The 18,167-nt window shown below is 66.1% G+C and carries 18 protein-coding genes; 14 read left to right on the plus strand and 4 right to left on the minus strand.

Features of this window, described 5'->3' with window-relative positions:
• Positions 1–57: 57 nt before the first annotated feature.
• Positions 58–861: a 2-keto-4-pentenoate hydratase gene (locus F9K07_RS08480; protein ID WP_159591429.1), complete on the minus strand. Its 804-nt coding sequence runs from the start codon at positions 859–861 to the stop codon at positions 58–60.
• Positions 862–910: 49 nt separating this feature from the next.
• On the opposite strand from F9K07_RS08480, the gene F9K07_RS08485 reads away from it, so the two are divergent.
• The 5 genes from F9K07_RS08485 (at position 911) to F9K07_RS08505 (ending at position 5,351) form a co-directional block, all read left to right on the plus strand.
• Positions 911–1,618, plus strand: coding sequence for an alpha/beta hydrolase (locus F9K07_RS08485; RefSeq protein ID WP_159591432.1), 708 nt, complete (start codon positions 911–913; stop codon positions 1,616–1,618).
• A 219-nt stretch (positions 1,619–1,837) separates the two neighbouring features.
• Complete coding sequence (locus tag F9K07_RS08490) at positions 1,838–2,818, plus strand: Bug family tripartite tricarboxylate transporter substrate binding protein (protein WP_159591434.1); 981 nt, start codon at positions 1,838–1,840, stop codon at positions 2,816–2,818.
• Between the two features lie 29 nt (positions 2,819–2,847).
• Positions 2,848–3,771 (plus strand): LysR substrate-binding domain-containing protein, encoded by a 924-nt coding sequence (locus F9K07_RS08495; RefSeq protein WP_159591436.1) that lies wholly within the window; start codon positions 2,848–2,850, stop codon positions 3,769–3,771.
• 18 nt (positions 3,772–3,789) lie between these two features.
• Positions 3,790–4,737, plus strand: coding sequence for a hypothetical protein (locus tag F9K07_RS08500; protein WP_159591438.1), 948 nt, complete (start codon positions 3,790–3,792; stop codon positions 4,735–4,737).
• A 128-nt stretch (positions 4,738–4,865) separates the two neighbouring features.
• Positions 4,866–5,351: a c-type cytochrome gene (locus F9K07_RS08505; RefSeq protein ID WP_159591440.1), complete on the plus strand. Its 486-nt coding sequence runs from the start codon at positions 4,866–4,868 to the stop codon at positions 5,349–5,351.
• On the opposite strand, the gene F9K07_RS08510 is transcribed toward F9K07_RS08505, so the two are convergent.
• On the minus strand, positions 5,348–6,301 hold the full coding sequence (locus F9K07_RS08510) for an EamA family transporter (RefSeq protein WP_159591442.1): 954 nt from the start codon (positions 6,299–6,301) through the stop codon (positions 5,348–5,350). The two genes, F9K07_RS08505 and F9K07_RS08510, sit on opposite strands and share 4 nt — an antisense overlap.
• Positions 6,302–6,371: 70 nt before the next feature.
• Between F9K07_RS08510 and F9K07_RS08515 the strand changes: the two genes are divergently transcribed.
• From F9K07_RS08515 to F9K07_RS08550, 8 genes are all read left to right on the plus strand, one after another.
• Positions 6,372–6,842 (plus strand): Lrp/AsnC family transcriptional regulator, encoded by a 471-nt coding sequence (locus tag F9K07_RS08515; RefSeq protein ID WP_201451536.1) that lies wholly within the window; start codon positions 6,372–6,374, stop codon positions 6,840–6,842.
• 218 nt (positions 6,843–7,060) lie between these two features.
• Complete coding sequence (locus tag F9K07_RS08520) at positions 7,061–8,113, plus strand: ABC transporter substrate-binding protein (protein ID WP_159591444.1); 1,053 nt, start codon at positions 7,061–7,063, stop codon at positions 8,111–8,113.
• A 50-nt stretch (positions 8,114–8,163) separates the two neighbouring features.
• On the plus strand, positions 8,164–8,922 hold the full coding sequence (locus F9K07_RS08525) for an ABC transporter ATP-binding protein (RefSeq protein ID WP_159591447.1): 759 nt from the start codon (positions 8,164–8,166) through the stop codon (positions 8,920–8,922).
• Between the two features lie 11 nt (positions 8,923–8,933).
• Entirely contained in the window at positions 8,934–9,722 is a 789-nt protein-coding gene (locus tag F9K07_RS08530; protein ID WP_159591450.1) for an ABC transporter permease, read from the plus strand.
• Positions 9,719–10,477, plus strand: coding sequence for an ABC transporter permease (locus F9K07_RS08535; RefSeq protein ID WP_159591453.1), 759 nt, complete (start codon positions 9,719–9,721; stop codon positions 10,475–10,477). The genes F9K07_RS08530 and F9K07_RS08535 overlap by 4 nt, the downstream gene beginning before the upstream one ends.
• Before the next feature lie 26 nt (positions 10,478–10,503).
• Complete coding sequence (locus F9K07_RS08540) at positions 10,504–12,048, plus strand: FAD-dependent oxidoreductase (RefSeq protein ID WP_159591456.1); 1,545 nt, start codon at positions 10,504–10,506, stop codon at positions 12,046–12,048.
• Between the two features lie 2 nt (positions 12,049–12,050).
• Positions 12,051–12,968, plus strand: coding sequence for an NAD(P)H-binding protein (locus tag F9K07_RS08545; RefSeq protein WP_159591459.1), 918 nt, complete (start codon positions 12,051–12,053; stop codon positions 12,966–12,968).
• Positions 12,965–13,792, plus strand: a complete 828-nt coding sequence (locus F9K07_RS08550) for an IclR family transcriptional regulator (RefSeq protein WP_159591462.1) — start codon at positions 12,965–12,967, stop codon at positions 13,790–13,792. Before F9K07_RS08545 ends, F9K07_RS08550 begins: the two co-directional genes overlap by 4 nt.
• 73 nt (positions 13,793–13,865) lie before the next feature.
• Here the strand turns inward: F9K07_RS08550 and F9K07_RS08555 are convergent, their stop codons facing one another.
• Together F9K07_RS08555 and F9K07_RS08560 are read right to left on the minus strand one after the other, a co-directional pair.
• A complete protein-coding gene (locus tag F9K07_RS08555) occupies positions 13,866–15,317 on the minus strand; it encodes an 8-oxoguanine deaminase (RefSeq protein ID WP_159591465.1) in 1,452 nt (483 codons plus the stop codon).
• Complete coding sequence (locus tag F9K07_RS08560; RefSeq protein WP_159591468.1) at positions 15,314–16,228, minus strand: LysR family transcriptional regulator; 915 nt, start codon at positions 16,226–16,228, stop codon at positions 15,314–15,316. The genes F9K07_RS08555 and F9K07_RS08560 overlap by 4 nt, the downstream gene beginning before the upstream one ends.
• Before the next feature lie 137 nt (positions 16,229–16,365).
• Between F9K07_RS08560 and gcl the strand changes: the two genes are divergently transcribed.
• On the plus strand, positions 16,366–18,153 hold the full coding sequence (gene gcl / locus F9K07_RS08565) for a glyoxylate carboligase (protein ID WP_159591471.1): 1,788 nt from the start codon (positions 16,366–16,368) through the stop codon (positions 18,151–18,153).
• Positions 18,154–18,167 lie beyond the last annotated feature (14 nt).

The raw sequence follows: 18,167 nt of genomic DNA on the forward strand, positions 1-18,167 counted from the left end.
TACCAAGCCACGTGGGCCCAGGTTAGAGGGTTTCACCTGTTCGGCGCCTGCGGCCCGTCATGCACCGAAGGTCACGGTCAGTGAAGGCAGGGGCGAGGAGAAGCGCGCGGACCAGCGCTCGCCGGGCGACACGGCCCAGGCATCGGTCCAGGTGCCGGTGGTGACCACATCGTCTTCGTGCAGTTCGGGTGCGCCCGGGCAGGCGCGCAGGGTCTGGACGAAGTGGCGCAGGGCGCGCAGCGGGCTGTCGAGCACGTTGCGGCCCTGGCCCTGTTCCACGTCCTGGCCGTGTTTGCAGAGCGTCACGCGCGCATCGGCCAGCAGTGCGTCCAGCGCTGCGCCATCGCGCGCGAGATCGCGCACGGGCACGCGCCGTCCTACCAGCAGGCGGGCGTGCAACGAGCCGTCGGCCACGGTGTCGGGCGGCAGGAACTTCCAGTCGGGCAGGTGCGACTGCACGATCTCGAACCCGGGCGCGATCCATTCAATGGCCTGGAACAGTTCTTCCAGAGTGGGATCGGGCGCCGGCGTGGCCCGCATGCCGAAGACCACCTCGGGCTCCAGCCGTGGTTGGCAGGTGCGCGCCAGCGAGAGCGTGCCCTCGTCGCCCTCGCACCGCGTGAGCGTGGTGTCCCACACACTGCCCCAGATCGGCGCGAACACGCTGTAGCGCGGCCAGATCGTGCGGTTGGTAAAGCCGACCTTGAAGCCGCGTGGTTGCTCACCTCGGGCGATGCGCAGTTGGCGCACGGCCAGGGCTTGCGCGTAGGCGGCGTCCATGTCGAAGCCGGCCTGGGCGCTGAGGGGCGCTGGCCAAAGCTGGCCGCCATCGGTGTGTTCGAGCAGTTGCAGCGGGGTCATGCGCGAGATCATAGTGAAGGCGGTCGGGCACGCGCTATGCTGCCCGTCCATGAACCAACCCTTTCTTGAAGTCCAGGAACTCATCAGCGATGGCAACGCCGCCGCCACGCCCGTCGCCTCCATCATCGTGCTGCATGGCCTCGGTGCCGATGGGAGCGACTTCGTGCCGATCGCGCACGAGCTCGACCTGAGCGCCATCGGTCCGGTGCGCTTCGTGTTCCCGAGCGCACCGGTGCGCCCGGTCACGCTCAACAACGGCTACCCCATGCGCGCCTGGTACGACATCCACCCGCCCAGCACCAACCCCGCCGTGCCCAGGCGGGAAGACGCGGCCGGCCTGCGCGCCTCGCAAGACCTGGTGCAGGGCCTGATCGACCGCGAGATCACCCGTGGCGTGCCGGCGCACCGCATGGTGCTCATGGGCTTTTCGCAGGGCTGCGCCATGACGCTCATGACCGGCCTGCGCGCGCCGCAGCGCCTGGCCGGGCTGGTGGGCCTGTCGGGCTACCTGCCGATGGCCGAGACCACCGCGGCCGAGCGCGGCGAGGCCAACCGCGCCACCCCCATTTTCCTGGCGCATGGCGAACACGATCCCATGGTCACCATCGACCGCGCCACCGCTTCGCGGGATGCCCTTCTGACCATGGGCTATTCCGTGGAATGGCACGCGTACCCGATGGAGCACTCCGTGTGCGGCGAAGAGGTGGACGACCTCAATGCCTGGCTGCTGAGGGTGCTGGGCGCTCGCCCGGCCTGAGGCCGGCGCGACCGTGCGGCTGCGGCGGTCCGCTTGCCGCTCGGCACTCGGCACTCGGAAATGGCCGCCAAACGAAGGGACTTGCCGGGTATCAGTTTCGGGTATTGGCGGATGCGAACATCTGATTTGACGGTGCTGCGAGCGCGTCGATAAGCTGTCGGAACGGTTGGCGATGGCATTGCCGACCGATTCCAGATACACGTCAGCAAGAGGCCGTCCATGCATTTCAGATTCGTCCGTCAACTGGTCCTCGCGGCCATCGGTGCCTTCCAGTTTTCCGCCGCGGTGCACGCCGCCGAATTCCCCGAAAGAGCGATCACCATCATCGTGCCGTATGCCAACGGTGGCCAGGGCGACATCATCGCGCGCGCCATCGCCGACAACCTCCCGGCGCGCATCGGGCAACCGGTGATCGTGGTGAACCGGCCTGGTGCCAACGGTGTGATCGGCACCACGGCGGTTGCACAGGCCAGGCCCGATGGGTACACCCTCGGTGTGGTCGTGGCGTCGCACGCGGTGTCGCCTGCCTTCAACGCCCATCTGCCCTTTGATTCGGTCCAGGATTTCGCACCGATCACGACCGCCGCCCTGACGGAGATGGTCGTGGTGGGCGCGCCGACCATGGCGCCCGAGAACCTGAAGGAGTTCATTGCCCTGGCGAAAAGCAAACCCGGCGAGCTGGTCTACAAGTCGGCCGGCCCGGGCAGCAATTCGCATCTGTTCAGCGAGTGGCTGCAGGATGCAGCCGGCATCCGGCTGATCCACGCGCCCTACAAGGGCAGCGGCGACTCTTCACGCGATCTGGTGGCAGGGGTGATCCACATGGGCTTTGACACCCTGCCGGGCGTCAAGGGCTACATCGCCAACAAGCAGATGAAGCTCCTGGCGGTCGGCGGACCCAAGCGGTCCACCACCTTCCCCAACGTGCCCACCGTGGCCGAGTACGCCGCAATCCCCGACTTCCAGGCGAATACCTGGAGCATGGTGCTGGCACCCAAGGGCACGCCGAGCGATGTGGTGAACGAGCTCAACCGTGAAATCATCGCCGTCTTCCAGATCCCCGCGGTGCGCCAGAGGCTGGAGAACACCGGCGCACAGATCGTTGGCAACACGCCCGCGCAGGCTCGGGATATGCTGGCCCAGCAAGTGAAGTTCTACGGCGAGCTGGTGAAGCGCCTGGACCTCAAGGTCACCAACTGAACGCCTCCTGCGGCCGTTCCGAACTCGGCATGATCAAAACGACGCGCCCGCTCAATGCCAAGCAACTCGAGGCATTCCGTGCCGTCATGCTCACCGGGAGCATGACGGGCGCGGGGCGGTTCCTGTCGGTGTCGCAGCCGGCGATCACGCGGCTGATCCGTGACCTCGAGGAGGATCTGAAGCTCCAGCTCTTCAACCGCGATACGGGGCACATCGCGCCGACGCAGGAAGCGCGCGCACTGTACATGGAAGTCGAGCGCCACTACGCCGGTACCGAGCGGATCCGCGAGGCGGCGTTTGCGATCCGCGAGTTCAAGAGCGCCCGGCTGAAGATCGCGGCCAACCTATCGCTTACGCTGGCGTGTTTGCCCAAGGCCATCGAGCGGTTCGAGAAGCGTTTCCCCACCTCGATGCTGAGCGTGCAAAGCGGCGTTTCCGCGGAAATCATCGACCTGGTGTCCAGCGGCAGCGTGGACATCGGTTTCGCGGCCATCCACCCGGGCCGCCGCGATGTCGGCTCGGCGCCGCTGGCTGCGTCGCAATGGCTGTGCATGCTGCCCAAGGGCCATCCGCTGGAAGCACGCACCGAGATCACACCCGCAGATCTCGATGGTGTGGACTTCATCGCGGTGGGGCCCAGCTCCATGTCCCGCTACGAGCTGACGGGCCTGAAGAGCTCGCCCAACATTTCTCCACGCATCCGCCTGGAGACGCGCTACTCGGTGTCGGCAGCCACCTTCGTCCGGCAAGGGCTTGGGGTGGCGATGGTGGACCCGTTGGCGGCGTCGATGAGCGTGGGCGATGGTGTCTCGCTCAGGCGCTTTGCTCCCACGGTGCCTTACGTGCTGTCGGTGGTGTATCCCGCACTGGCCAAGCCCAACAAGTTGCTGGATGAACTCATCAACGCGGTGCGCACCGTGTACGAGGAAACCATCCAGTCGCTTCCCATTTGAACCAAGAAAGTTTTGAAATTGAGCTATTTGGATCTGCTGGCAGACCTCCAGGCCGAGACTGCTGGAATCGCCCGTCAAGAGCCCGAGGGCTATCGAAAACTCCGAACCGGGACGCTGGAGAATCGGCCGGGGAGTGAAGGCGCCTACTTTGGCGCGCTGGATATCGCGCACGGCATGCTCCGTGACTTCGCGATGTACACCGTCTACCCGACATTGGCCTTGCACCGCGAGCAGCACGACGTCGGGGTGTCGCGCGCTGTGGTGCGTCAGATGTTTCCCACGGTCCTGAACTACCTGGGCTACAGCGGGTTTCCCGAGATGAAACGCCTGGGCCACCAGTTGCTCGAGGTGTCCGGCCATTGCGACTGGGCGCAGTTCGAGCAATTGCTCGTGGCATTCCTGCGCTACGTCAACACCCTCTACGCCTGGTGCTACCACTGGTTTCCGTGGAATCTGGGCGATGCGATGCGCTACCCAGACGGCGACGCACACAAGGCACCACTGGCCGGCGGCGACATCGTCGACACCCTGGTTCCCACCGATACGCTGATCCGTCTGCGCTGGGCGCCCTTGGGCATCGAGGTGCGCGCATTCCTGTGTGTCGATCGCAACCCCGAGCTCTGCCAGGAGCTGCTGGATGCTCTGCCTTTCACCTGTCTTCAGTCGCACCCCATGGTGTCGGGGGAATCCATCTTCGCCTGGACGCCGTTGACGAGCACGGCGCCCACGCCTTTCAAGGAAGAAATCCGCACGGCCCCGATCGGCCGACTGCGGTTCAGCCAGCGCACCGGCCAGAAACTGACCCTTCAGTACGGCGTGACGAGCGAGGACATCCTGTCCCCGGTGCTGGGTTCGGTGCTGCCAGAAGATCGGCATCTGCTGCGCGCCGTGGGGACCGCGGTCTGGGCGTCGACTTACGAAAGCAAGGTCGAAATCTGGCTGACGGTGGAGCGTTGTCCGGCGTGAACGCCGGCTGAATGGCCGGTTCTCCGTGGCGCGGGTATGGGCATACTGACCTGCCCGCAGGGCTATGGCGCCGCGCGTGGCGCAGCACTGCGGGCGCCCAGGTCCGACAACCCACTGGAGAACCCCCGATGTTCCAGCTTCCGCCCTCTCCCCGCGCGATCGCCGCCGCCCTCGCGGCACTGTTGCTGTGTGCCGCCACGCTGGCGCACGCCGACGACCGACCGCGCGAAGCCGTCGCACTCGGCCGCTATCTGGTGCAGACCGCCGGCTGCAACGACTGCCACTCGCCGGGCTACACACAGAACGCGGGCAAGACGCCGGAGAACACCTGGCTCACCGGCGACAGCCTGGGCTGGCAGGGGCCCTGGGGCACCACTTACGCCAGCAACCTGCGCCTGGTCTTCGCCGGCTTGACCGAGAAACAATGGCTGGCGCACGCGCGCAAGATGGAGTCGCGCCCGCCGATGCCGTGGTTCAGCCTGCGCGCCATGACCGATGGCGATCTGAAGGCGATCTACCGCTACATCAAGGCCGCGGGCCCGGCGGGTCAACCCGCACCGGCCTACGTGCCGCCCGGCCAGGCCGTGAGCGGGCCGGTCGTGCGCATGCCTTAACGGGCGGTGGAGCGGGACTGCGGCCGCACTGCGCGCGCCATCGCCAGGGCCTCACGGCCATACAGAATCAGGGCCAGCGCGAGCAGGATCAGCGGCATGGCCACGAACACCCAGCCGGTGAGTGTCTCGCCGCCCAGCCACACGCCCACGCACAGCGCCACCAGGGGGTTCACGAACGAGTAGCTGCCCGCCAGTGCGGCCGAGGTGTTCTTGAGCAGCCAGAGGTAGGTGTTGAGCGTGACCATGGTGCCCAGCACCACCAAGTAGAGCCAGGCCAGCCACGAGGCGGTGGTCACCGCATGCCAGTCCACCGTGCGCGCGCTCGGCTCCCAGCCCCAGGCCACCACCAGTCCCAGAAGGCCACCCAACAGCCACTGCGCGCCCGAGGCCATGGCCGGCGGCGGCAGGGCCAGGCGGCGCGAGGCGTACGAGCCCAGGCTCCAGGCCAGGGGCGCGCCGAAGGCGCACAGCGTGCCCAGCAGCGTGGTGGAGAAATCGCCCTCCAGTGCCAGCACCAGCGCACCGGCAGCGCCCAGCACCAGGCCGATCCAGCTCGTTGCCGGCACGCGTTCGCCGCCCCAGCGCGTCCAGAGCGCGAGCCACATCGGCATGGTGGTCACCACCGTGGCCATGAGCCCGGAGCCGATGCCCGCCTTCTGCGCCAGCACCACCAGCACCATAGCGCCGAAGGCCATGAGCCCGCCGATGAGCGCACTGGCGCGCCACTGCGCGGCGCTCGGCCAGGCCTGTCCTTGCCAGCGCGCGATGCCTAGCATGAGCCCGCCCGCAAACGCGAAACGCGCGCCGTTCATGAGCACTGGCGGCAACGATTGCATGGCCACGTCGAGCGCGAAGTACGTCGTACCCCACACCAGGTACACGATCAGCAACGCACCGGCCAAGCGCAGACGGTGGCGGTCGACCGGCTTCGGGTTGAAAATGGACGGCATAGAACGGCCTTGTATGGAAAATTTCCAGAACTGAGCGCTGAATCAAGATTTTTATCAAAATTGGGGCCCTATGCAAGCAAATATTCAGTTGGATGAGGTGGACGCCGGAATTCTTACGGCCCTCAGCGCAGACAGCCGCCGTTCGTATGCCGATGTCGCCGCCGAGGTGGGGCTTTCCACGGCGGCCGTGCACGAACGCGTGAAGAAGATGGTCGAGCGTGGCGTGATCGAGCGTTTCTCCTTGCGCGTGGAGCCCGACCGCGTGGGCCTGCGCTTCACCGCCTTCGTGGCGATCCGCAACGACGGCGGCGCGCATTGCCGCGACGTCGCGCCGCGCCTGCGCGAACTGCCCGAAATGTTGGAGTTGCACAGCGTGGCCGGCGAATACGACTTTCTGGCCAAGGTGCGCACCACCCATGCGCGCGCGCTGGAAGAGGTTCTTTACAAGATCAAGGCCATTCCCGGCGTGGCGCGCACCACGAGCACGGTGGTGCTGAACACAGAGTTCGAGGACAGGCCCTTGCAACTCCCCAAGGACTGAGCGGGTTTCCACCGCTTCGCAGGACCCAAGCGCCATCGTTTTCCGGCCGCGCTTCCGTTTCCCTGATGAGATATCCCCCGGTGGCCGAGGGGAAAAGGGAAATGCTCGCCATTTTTCCCTTGTCTGGATAAGATTTGTTCTGTATTCATAAACGTGTTTCGAATACGGAACAATTTGGGACCTTGGGTCCTTAGCGGATGTTGGAAAAGGAAGTCGCCATGACCAAGCTCTTTTCGTTGTGCAGACCCCATGTGGGTGTCCGATGGTGCGGGCGCATGCTCGCCGTGCTGGGGATTGTTTTCGGTCTCCAGCCGGTTCTGGCCCAGCCCTCGACCGACTTGTGCAGCAAGGTCGACCTCCAAAAAACGCCGGTGCAACCGGTGACCATCCGCTACGGTCTCACAGGCGGCGGTGAAGAGCCCTTGGCGCTCTTGTGGGCCGACAAGGAGAAGTACCCGCACCAGGGGAAGTTCTATGTGCTCGACCACAAGCTGTTCGCACCCAACGACCGCATGACTGCAGTGCAAGCGGGGCAGCTCGACGCCGGATCGATCAGCCTGACAGCGCTGATCACCGCAGTGCGGGTGGGCATCGACGTGCGCGCGGTGGCCCCAGTGGTCGAAACGAACGCCACCGACAACCAGGGCGCCTTCGTGGTGCTCAAAGACAGCGGGTTGACCGACATCAAGCAGCTCAAAGGCAAGCGCATCGGCTTCTACGGCCCGAACACGGTCAGCGAGTACTGGATCAAGAGCGCGCTGCGGCGCGCCGGTTTGAAACCCAACGATGTGTCCTATGTGTCGATGCCTCCGCCCGCTCAGGAGCAGGCGCTGCGCAACAAGCAGATCGATGTGGCCTGGCTGGCGCGCCAGTTTCTGGCCAAGGCCGGTGCCACGGGCGGGGTAGATGTGCTCATGCGTCCTATGCAGGCCACGGCCCAGGCGCATCCCAGCACGTTGGCGTTCTTCACGCAGAAGTTCGTCAAGGAGCAGCCGCAGGCCTATTGCGCCTGGCGCGCTGACTATCAACGGGCGCTGGCGAACTGGGCGAAGGAGCGCGAGGCCTCCTATCCCAAGCTGATCGCTGCGGGCTATCTCACGCCGGCCGCCGCGAACGCAGGGGCCGACGGAGGGCGTGCCGAGGGCGGAAAGATCGCTCTCAAGGACATCGACGACACCATGGAGGACATGGTGGAGGCCGACTTCCTGCCGCGCGGGCGCAATCCCAAGGCGGTCGACATGGTCCTGAGCGGATACGCGCTGGTCCGCTGAGCCGCTGCCGTCCACCGATTCCGCAACTCCCACCCGCAGAGCACCTCCGGATGATCCACATCGAGTCCGTCACGAAGAAGTTCAAGCGCGGCGACCACGTCGTGCACGCCCTGGGTCCCGTGGACCTCCAGATCGAAAAAGGCGAGTTCATTACCATCCTCGGCCCCAGCGGCTGTGGCAAGACCACGCTGCTGCACATGTTGGGGGGCTTCGAGTCCGCTTCATCCGGTCGCGTTCTGCTCGACGGTCAGCCCATCGGCAAGCCCAGCCGCAAGCTGGGTATGGTTTTCCAGGAGGCCACCCTGTTTCCCTGGAAGACAGTGCTGCAGAACATCGCCTGGCCGATCGAGCAGAGGGGCGTCTCGCGAGCCCAGGCGCTGGACAGGGCTACGGCCTATCTCGACAAGGTCGGCCTGCACAAGTTCGGCAAGGCCTATCCCAATGAACTCTCCGGCGGTATGCGCCAGCGCGCTGCGCTGGCCCGCACCTTGGCCATGGAGCCGGAAGTGCTGTTGATGGACGAGCCGTTCGGCGCGCTGGATGCGCAGACGCGCGAGGAAATGCAGGAAGAACTCACCCGCATGTGGCAGACCTCGGGATTGACGGTGGTATTCATCACGCACGACATCACCGAATCCATCTTCCTGGGCGACCGTGTGGTCGTGCTCGGTGGCAAGCCGGGCCAGGTGATGGAGGTCTGCCGCATCGATCTGCCTCGCCCGAGATCGGCTGCGACCAAGTCCGACCCGCGCGTGCTGGAGTACCGGACCCATCTGTGGGAACTCGTGCGTCGTGGCGCCATGGCCTGAGCGGAGGACGCATGAAACCTTCCATGCAAAAGCCGGTCAACGACCTGCTCCACGTGACCTTGGGATTCCAGTTGGTGGTGCTGCTCGTCTGGGAAGCCGGTGCCCGCAGCGGGCGTTATCCGGACTACCTCGTGGGTCCGCTGGAGATCGTGGTCGAGGCTGGGCGCTACCTCGCCAACGGCGAGGTGTTCGCGCATATGGGACACAGCCTGTTCCGCGTCTATGTGGGCTTTCTTGTGGGCTCTGGCCTGGGCGTGGTGCTGGGGCTGCTGTCGGGCGTGTTGCGGCCGGTGCGCGACCTGCTCGATACGCTGCAGGCTTTCGTGCACGCGGTTCCCAAGATCTCGCTGTTTCCCGCGGTTGCGGTCTGGCTCGGATTTTCGGATGCCTCGCGCATCCTGATCATCGCCCTGAGCTGCTTTTTCCCCGCCTACCTCAATGCCATGAGCGGCGCGCTGGGCATCAATCCCAAGTACCTCTGGCTCAGCCGCAACAACGAGATGGGGCGCGTGCGCACCTTCTTCGAAGTGATCTTGCCGGCAAGCCTGCCCAGGACGCTGGTGGGCCTGCGCATCAGCCTGATGGTGGCCTTCATTCTGATGGTCGCCACCGAGGTGGTGGGCCACTCCGATGGTCTGGGCTCATTGGTGATGCTCGCTTACCAGAACGGGGCGTATCCGCAGATGTACGCCTACATCCTGTTCATCGCGATCGCGGGCTACCTTTCCAATCTGTTGCTGCAGCGCTTGGCGCTGTGGCTGTGCAAAGGGCAGGCGGCGGAAATGGGAGGCAGGGCATGAGCTGGGACCGTTCGTACCTGACCCGGCTTGTCGGTGTGCTGCTGTTCCTCGCCGCATGGCAGGGTGCGGCGACGCTGGGCAACACCCGCATGCTGCCCGGCGTCTCGGACGTGGCGCGCCAGTTGGTCGACATCGTCGCCACGGGCGAGTTGATGGAGCACGCGCTGTCCACCCTCTCCAAGGGCTTCGCCGGCCTGGCACTTGCCATGCTCGGGGGGGCTGCCGTGGGCATCCTCTGTGCGCGCAACCGCTACGCCGACGCGGCCCTGCATCCGCTCATCTCGGTGCTGTATCCGGTACCCAAGCTGGCGCTGTATCCGGTGGTGGTGCTGATCTTCGGCTTCGGCGGTGCGTCCAAGATCGTGCAGGTCGGCCTGGAATGCTTCTTCCCGATCTTCGTGCAGATGTACGCAGGTGCCCGTGCCGTGCCGCGCAATCTCCTGTGGCTGGCCGAAAACAACGAGGTGCGGCCCTTGCGCCTGGTGTACGAGGTGTTGTGGCCTTCGTTGCTGCCCTATCTGCTGACCGGCCTGCGGGTGGCCACGCCCATCATGCTGATCGTCATGTGCGTGACCGAGTTCATTGGCGAGTCCAAGGGGCTGGGCTATCTCGTTTCACGCTACGCCTCCTATTTCGATACCGCATCTGCCTTCGCGGTGATCGTGGTCCTGGGGCTGTTCGGCCTGCTTGCCGATCGGCTCATCGTCTTCCTGCGTGCCCGGCTCGTGTTCTGGGAACGTGGGGTGAGCCTGTAACGGCAATTTTCTTGTCTGGAGCATCTATGAAAACGGAAACACACGATGTGGTCATCGTGGGGGCGGGCCTGGCGGGCCTGTCTACCGCGGTTTTTCTCGCGCTCAATGGCGTGCGCGCGGTCGTCATCGAACGCAACGCCTCCACTTCCACCCTGCCCAAGGCGCGTGGCCAGAACCCGGTGAGCATGGAGATGCTGCGCGTTGCCGGCATCACGGAGGCGATACGGGCCGCCCGACCGCCCGGCAAGCCGGGCATCACCTCCGTGGTGTCCGAAAGCCTCACCGGCAAGGTGATCTACGACCACATCGCCCACCGCCCCGACTTCTCGAAGTTCTCGCCCGAGATCCCAGGCATGGCAAGCCAGGCGCGCGCCGAAGAGGCCCTGCTGCAACGCGCCCGGGCGCTCGGCGTCGAAGTCCGTTTCCAGTGGGCCTGCGACCGCATCCAGGAGCGCGAGGATGACGTCGGGCTCGATCTGCGCGACCTGCGCTCGGGCGAGTCTTCCTCGGCCTCGGCGAAGTATCTGGTCGCCTGCGATGGCATCCGCGGTGCGATCGCCGAGCAGGTCGGCATAGGGCATCACGGTGTGGGACATCTCAAGGCGGTCACCGCGGTGCGCTTCAACGCCGATCTCTCGCGCTGGGCCGGCGGCAATTCGATGACGATTCACTACGTGAAGAATCCAGCGCTGCCGGACGGATCGGGCATTCTCGTGAGCACCGACTATGCGAACCAGTGGGTCGGCAATTTTTCCGCAGACCCGGACCGCACGGCGCAGGAAACACGGCGGCTGATCCAGATTCTGCTGGGGGTTGACGACATTGCATTCGAGGTCACCGGCGAGACCACCTACAACTATTCGCACCGCATTGCCGATCGGCTCAGCACTCGCCGGGTCTACCTGGCAGGGGATGCCGCGCACGTCATGCCACCCACGGGGGGGCAGGGCGGCAACACAGCCATGCAGGATGGCTTCTACCTCGGCTGGAAGCTGGCCTATGTGTTGCGGGGGATCGCGGGACCGGAGTTGCTCGCGTCGTACGACACCGAGCGCCGACCCTACGCCGAGATCGTGTGCACCTGGCAGGCGGCCAACCTCGCCGAGCGGCGGGACATGAAGAACCTGGGTACCTTGTTGGGCGAGCCGATCGACCACGCGAAGATGATGTTCGGCTACCTGTGTGCAGACGGGGCATTCGTCAAGTTGCCGAACCAGACTGCGCCGTCGATCACCGATCCTTTCGAAGACCCTGCGGATCCCACGGGGTTTCCGGGGGCCCGTGTGCCCTACGCCGTGCTGTCCGCAGGATCGGCCTCCATCAACACGCGCCACCAGCTGACGCCTCAGTTTCAGCTGTACACGGCGGACAGCGCCATGGCCCAAGCAGCGCAGACCGTGGCCGATCGCAAGGCGATCCCGCAGCGGGTCACCGTGGTCGATTCGGTGGCGCCGATCCGCCTCGCACCGGATGAGGCCATGCTCGTGCGGCCCGATGGCGTGGTGGCCTGGCGCGGTCGCTCGGCAGACGCATTGGCCCTGGCTTACGACCAGGTGCTCGCGCGGGAGTGAGCGTGGATGCCTGCCTCGTGACCGGCGCCACCGGCGGCATTGGCCGCGGCGTGGCTCTGCGCCTGGCGGGGCAGGTGCCTCGGCTGCGCCTGTTGGTGCGCGGTTCGTCGTCGAGTCCGCCGGTGGACGCAGAAGTCGTTCAGGGGGATTTCGACGACCTGCCAAGCATGGCACGGGCCTTTGCGGGCATGCGGACCGTCTTCCTCTACACGCCCGTTCGCCCCGACGCTCGGCTGCTGCAGACAGCGGCCGAGCAGGGTGTGCGCCACGTGGTGCTGCTGTCGTCTGCATCGGTGGCCAAGGTGGCGCCCGGTGAGCGCAACCCGGTGGCAGAACGACACCGCGCCATGGAGCGGTACGTACGGGATGCCGGTCTTGGCAGTACTTGTTTGCGACCCGACACACTCGCGTCCAACTGCCTGTCCTGGGCCGAGGAGATCCGCACGCACCGGCGCGTCTCGGTGCCTTACCCATCGTCGTTGCGCAATCCAATCCACGAAGACGATGTGGCGCTGATCGCTGCTCTGGCGATGCTCGATGGGGATAGCTTGCGCAGCCGTTCGCTCTTGCTCACCGGACCGGCGCCACTGTCCATCCGCGATCAGGTTGCCGCGATCGGACGGGCTAGCGGGCAGGCTATCGAGTGCCGCGAGATCGCCGCGCAGGACGCGATCGACCGCATGGCCCAGGGGCCGGGTGCGCTTGCTCTCGATGTCGCCCGCCGCCTGGTGGCCTACATGGAGAAAACCACGCGCGAGGTACCCGCTGTCGCGAGCGACTTCTTCGAGGCGGCCGGACAGGCCCCCAAGGCGTTCTCCGAATGGGCGGCCGAGCATGCCGAGGCGTTCCGGCCCCCGAAGGTCCCTACACTTGCAGTTGGACCGGCACCGGCTCCTGGCACCTTCCATAGCGAGATATGACACAAGAATCCACCGGCACCCCCAGCACCACCGAGCCCGCCGACAAGAGTTCCGCCTGGGTCGAGGCGCTTTTCCAGGGTATGGCGGTTTTGCGGGTGTTCGAAGGGGAGACCAACGGACTCACTCTGACCGAGATCGCGCAGAAGCTGGGCTGGAGCCGCACGAAGCCTTACCGTTATGTCTACACGCTCGAGCAGATGGGCTATCTGACCCGGCAGGAGGGCACGAAGCGCTACCGGCCCACGTCGCTGACCATGACCCTCGGCTATTCGTATCTGAGCGGGCTCTCACTGCTGGAACTGGCGCAACCGGTCCTCGATCGTTTGAAGAACGCGCTCGGCGCCTCCGTGCACATGGGCATTCTTGAACAGGGCGAGGTGGTGTACATCGCCAGTGCGCGGGTTTCCGTCGTTCCCGCGGTCAACATCCATGTGGGTTCGCGCGTGCCGCCCTACGTCACCTCTCTGGGACGCGCACTGCTGTCGGAAATGGACGACGAACAGGTTGATGCGCTGATCGGCAAGCTGTCGTTGCCCGCCAGCACACCGCGCAGCATCACCGAGCCGGCGGCGTTCCGGCAGATGCTCAAGAAATCCCGGGAACAGGGCTACGTGTTCACCGACGAGGAATTCCACCCTGGCGTGCGTTCGATCGCCGCACCGGTGCACGATCGCCGGGGCGACGTTGTCGCGGCGATCAACGCTACCTCCATCGTCCAGAAGTTTTCCGACGACTACCTGAACGAACAGGTTATTCCCCTGGTCGTGGCCGCGGCCAAGGAAATTTCCATGAGTATGGGCCATATGCCGCAGAGGGAAGCCTGAACAAGCGCCCGTTGGCCCCGAAGGCTGCCCGCACCGAAGGCCGGGTGCCACGAACTCGCGCGAGCGAACCCACTCAGCGCGGCGTGCTGGCGAGCTGCACGGCCAGGCGGTTGTGCCGCTCCACCAGGGGGCCGAGGTCCACGGTGGCCAGCTGCCCGTCGCGCACAACGACCTGGCCGTTGACCACGGTGTAGGCGGCCTGCGGGCTGGCGCACAGCAGGAGGCTGCCCACCGGGTCGTGCACCGCGCCGCCGGCAAAGCCCAGCGTGCGCAGATCGAACAGCGCGAAGTCGGCGCACATGCCCACCGCAAGATGGCCGATGTCCGTGCGGCCCAGCACCTCGGCGCCGCCGCGCGTGGCCATGTGCAGCGCGTCGCGCGCGGTCATCTCGGCCGGGCCCAGGTCGCAGCCGAAGAAGGTCTTGCCGCCGCGTTGCTCGGGCGGCTGCAGGGCGCGGCCGACGCGCGCCAGCAGCAGCGCCTGGCGCGCTTCGTTGACCATGTGGGCGCCGTCGTTGCTCGCGCTGCCGTCGACCCCGAGGCCGACCGGCACGCCCGCGTCGAGCAGGCGGCGCACCGGCGCGATGCCCGAGGCCAGGCGCATGTTGCTGCACGGGCAATGCGCCACACCGGTGCGGCTCGCAGCGAACAGCGAGATGCCTTCGTCGTCCAGCTTCACGCAGTGCGCGTGCCACACATCGTCGCCGAGCCAGCCCAGGTCCTGCGCGTATTGCGCGGGTGTCTTGTTGAGCTTCTCTCGGCTGTAGGCGATGTCGTGGTCGTTCTCGGCCAAGTGGGTGTGCAGGCGCACGCCCTGGCCCTTGAAGGAGCGCGCCAGGGCCGCGCTTTCCCGCATGAGCGCGGGGCTCACCGAAAACGGCGAGCAGGGCGCCAGCGCGATCTGCAGCATGGCGCCGTGCCGCGCGTCGTGCCAGGTTTCGATGAGCCGCTGGCTGTCCTGGAGGATCGCGTCCTCGCGCTCCACCAGTGCATCGGGTGGCAGGCCACCAGCGCTCGCACCCACGCTCATGCTGCCACGCGTGGCCACGAAGCGCATGCCGATCTGCTGCGAGGCCTCGATGCTGTCTTCCAGCCGCACGCCGTTGGGGTAGAGGTAGAGGTGGTCGCTGGTGGTGGTGCAGCCGCTGAGCAGCAGCTCGGCCATGGCCACTTGCGTGGACACGCGCACCATCTCGGGTGTGAGGCCGGCCCAGATCGGGTACAAGCCCCGCAGCCACGAAAACAGCTCGGCGTTCTGCACGCTCGGCAGCGCGCGCGTGAGCGACTGATACATATGGTGGTGCGTGTTCACCAGCCCCGGCGTGACGAGGTGGCCACTGGCCTCGATCACCTCGCTGGCCTCGTCGTGCAGCGCCGGCGGCAACTCGGCGGCGGGACCGATCCACTCGATCACGTTGCCGCGCACGAACAGGCTGGCATCGGCCAGCTCGGTGCCGCTGGCCAGATCGGCGTCGTTGAAGGTGGCGATGCAACTGGCGTTCTGGACGAGAAGGGTGCGGGTCATGTCGTGTCCTTCAGCCAGTAGCCTGGCTTCGCATAGATTTTTTTGAGATGCTCAATAAAAAACCGCACCTTGGCCGGCAGGTGCCGCTGCTGTGGGTACACGGCCAGGATGTCGTAGGCGGGCAGGGCGAAGTCGTCGAGCACGGTCACGAGTTCGCCACGCTGCAACTGCGCCTGGATCTCCCAGGTGGAGCGCCAGCCCAGGCCCAGGCCTTCGCTGGCCCAGCGCTGCAGCAGCTCGCCGTCGTTGCAGTCGAGGTTGCCTTCCACGCGCACCGTCACGGTCTTGCCGTCCTGCAGGAAGTACCAGCCGCGCTGCTGCCCGCCCTGCAGGTTGAAGGCCAGGCAGTTGTGGTGCTTCAGATCGTCCAGCGTTTTCGGCTTGCCGTGTTTGCGGAAGTAGGCTGGCGTGCCGCAGACCACGCGCTGGTTGGTGGCCAGCTTGATGGCGACGAAGTTCGGGTCGATCGCGCCGCCGATGCGCAAGCCCATGTCGTAGCCCTCGCGCACGATGTCGACGACGCGGTCGGTCAGGTTGAAGGAAATCTTCACCTCCGGGTTGGCCTTGAGGAAGCCGCTCGCATGCGGCGCCACGTGCAGGCGGCCGAACGCCGCGGGCGCCGACACCACCAGGTGGCCGCTGGCGCGGTGCTTCTGCGACGACACCGTCGCCTCGGCCTGCGACCACTGCGCCAGCAGCACGCGGCATTCGTCGAGGAACCCCGTGCCCTGCTCGGTCAGCGCGAGCCGCCGCGTGGAGCGGTGGATCAGTTGCGTGCCCAGGCGGCGTTCCAGCGCGTCGATGCGCCGGCCCATCATCACCGGCGTGATGCCCGCGTGCAGCGCGGCCGCCGCCAGGCTGCCGTGCTCCATGACCATCACGAAGGCCTCGATTTCCTTGAAGCGGTCCATGGGCGCATGTTAACCCTGCCACGTGCGCGACTCCATACCCAGAGTATCGAATCAACGTACCGATATGGGCATTCTCAAGAGTATGGGTTCTCCCTAGCATGGGTGCCAGTCCATCAACCCTGGTAAGGAATCGCATCATGGCCCGTATGACCGCGGCGCAAGCCGCCATCTGTGTGCTCGAGAAGGAAGGCATTTCGCAGGCATTCGGCGTGCCCGGTGCCGCCATCAACCCGTTCTACGCGGCCATGCGCCAACGCGGCAGCATCGCCCACATCCTGGCGCGGCACGTCGAAGCCGCCTCCCACATGGCCGAGGGCTACACCCGCGCGCGCGCCGGCAACATCGGCCTGTGCATCGGCACCAGCGGCCCGGCGGGCACCGACATGATCACCGGCCTGTATTCCGCGCAGGCTGACAGCATCCCCATCCTCTGCGTCACTGGCCAGGCGCCGCGCGCGCGGCTCTACAAGGAAGACTTCCAGGCGGTAGACATCGAGAGCATCGCCAAGCCGGTCACCAAGTGGGCGGTGACGGTGCGCGAACCCGCGCTGGTGCCACGCGTGTTCCAGCAGGCCTTCCACCTCATGCGCTCAGGCCGCCCCGGGCCGGTGCTGATCGACCTGCCGTTCGACGTGCAGATGGCCGAGATCGAGTTCGACCCCGACACCTACGAACCGCTGCCGGTCTACAAGCCCGCCGCGAGCCGCAAGCAGATCGAGAAGGCGCTGGACATGCTCGCCGCGTCCACCAAGCCACTGATCGTGGCCGGTGGCGGCATCCTCAACGCCGACGCGGCCGACCTGCTCGTCGAGTTCGCCGAGCTCACCGGCGTGCCGGTGATTCCCACGCTCATGGGCTGGGGCACGATTCCGGACGACCATCCGCTCATGGCCGGCATGGTGGGTCTGCAGACCAGCCACCGCTACGGCAACGCCACGATGCTCGCGAGCGACTTCGTGCTCGGCATCGGCAACCGCTGGGCCAACCGCCACACCGGCTCGGTCGAAACCTATACAAAGGGCCGCAAGTTCGTGCACGTGGACATCGAGCCGACGCAGATCGGACGCGTGTTCGAACCGGACTTCGGCATCGTCTCCGACGCCCGGGCCGCGCTCGAACTTTTTGTGCAGGTGGCGCGCGAACGCAAGGCCGCAGGCCACTGGCCGAGCTACGCGAACTGGGCCGGCCGCTGCGCCGAGCGCAAGCGCTCGATGTTGCGCCAGACGCACTTCGCGCAGATCCCGATGAAGCCGCACCGCGTGTACGAAGAGATGAACCAGGTGTTCGGCCGCGACACGGTGTACGTGAGCACCATCGGCCTGTCGCAGATCGCAGGCGCCCAGTTCCTGCACGTCTACGGTCCGCGCCAGTGGATCAACTGCGGCCAGGCCGGCCCGCTGGGCTGGACGCTGCCCGCCGCGCTCGGCGTGGTCGCGGCCGACGCGACCCGGCCGGTGGTCGCGCTCTCGGGCGACTACGACTTCCAGTTCCTGATCGAAGAGCTCGCGGTCGGCGCGCAGTTCCGCCTGCCGTATGTGCACGTGCTGGTGAACAACGCCTACCTCGGCCTGATCCGCCAGAGCCAGCGCGGTTTCGACATGGATTACTGTGTGCAGCTCGCGTTCGAGAACCAGAACATGGACGAGGGCGAGGACGGCTTGCGCGGCTACGGCGTGGACCACGTCGCCGTGGTCGAAGGCCTGGGCTGCAAAGCGTTGCGCGTGACCGACCCCGAGAAGTTGCAGGACGCGTTGCGGCAAGCGCAGCAACTCGCTGCCTTGCACCGCGTGCCGGTGGTGGTGGAATGCATACTGGAACGCGTGACCAACATCGCCATGGGGACCGAGATCGACAAGGTCAACGAGTTCGAAGCCATCGACTGCCGTGCGCCACAAGGCCTCGAAACCGTCGGCCTCCTGGACTGACCGCCAAGCACAAG

It is taken from the genome of Hydrogenophaga sp. BPS33 (genome assembly GCF_009859475.1).
GTDB lineage: Bacteria > Pseudomonadota > Gammaproteobacteria > Burkholderiales > Burkholderiaceae_C > Hydrogenophaga.

Bases quoted from the DNA above. Each gene is read 5' to 3' on its own strand.
- F9K07_RS08480 (WP_159591429.1), bottom strand. From the start codon at position 861: ATGACCCCGCTGCAACTGCTCGAACACACCGATGGCGGCCAGCTTTGG.
- F9K07_RS08485 (WP_159591432.1), top strand. From the start codon at position 911: ATGAACCAACCCTTTCTTGAAGTCCAGGAACTCATCAGCGATGGCAAC.
- F9K07_RS08490 (WP_159591434.1), top strand. From the start codon at position 1,838: ATGCATTTCAGATTCGTCCGTCAACTGGTCCTCGCGGCCATCGGTGCC.
- F9K07_RS08495 (WP_159591436.1), top strand. From the start codon at position 2,848: ATGATCAAAACGACGCGCCCGCTCAATGCCAAGCAACTCGAGGCATTC.
- F9K07_RS08505 (WP_159591440.1), top strand. From the start codon at position 4,866: ATGTTCCAGCTTCCGCCCTCTCCCCGCGCGATCGCCGCCGCCCTCGCG.
- F9K07_RS08510 (WP_159591442.1), bottom strand. From the start codon at position 6,301: ATGCCGTCCATTTTCAACCCGAAGCCGGTCGACCGCCACCGTCTGCGC.
- F9K07_RS08515 (WP_201451536.1), top strand. From the start codon at position 6,372: ATGCAAGCAAATATTCAGTTGGATGAGGTGGACGCCGGAATTCTTACG.
- F9K07_RS08520 (WP_159591444.1), top strand. From the start codon at position 7,061: ATGACCAAGCTCTTTTCGTTGTGCAGACCCCATGTGGGTGTCCGATGG.
- F9K07_RS08525 (WP_159591447.1), top strand. From the start codon at position 8,164: ATGATCCACATCGAGTCCGTCACGAAGAAGTTCAAGCGCGGCGACCAC.
- F9K07_RS08530 (WP_159591450.1), top strand. From the start codon at position 8,934: ATGAAACCTTCCATGCAAAAGCCGGTCAACGACCTGCTCCACGTGACC.
- F9K07_RS08535 (WP_159591453.1), top strand. From the start codon at position 9,719: ATGAGCTGGGACCGTTCGTACCTGACCCGGCTTGTCGGTGTGCTGCTG.
- F9K07_RS08540 (WP_159591456.1), top strand. From the start codon at position 10,504: ATGAAAACGGAAACACACGATGTGGTCATCGTGGGGGCGGGCCTGGCG.
- F9K07_RS08550 (WP_159591462.1), top strand. From the start codon at position 12,965: ATGACACAAGAATCCACCGGCACCCCCAGCACCACCGAGCCCGCCGAC.
- F9K07_RS08555 (WP_159591465.1), bottom strand. From the start codon at position 15,317: ATGACCCGCACCCTTCTCGTCCAGAACGCCAGTTGCATCGCCACCTTC.
- F9K07_RS08560 (WP_159591468.1), bottom strand. From the start codon at position 16,228: ATGGACCGCTTCAAGGAAATCGAGGCCTTCGTGATGGTCATGGAGCAC.
- gcl (WP_159591471.1), top strand. From the start codon at position 16,366: ATGGCCCGTATGACCGCGGCGCAAGCCGCCATCTGTGTGCTCGAGAAG.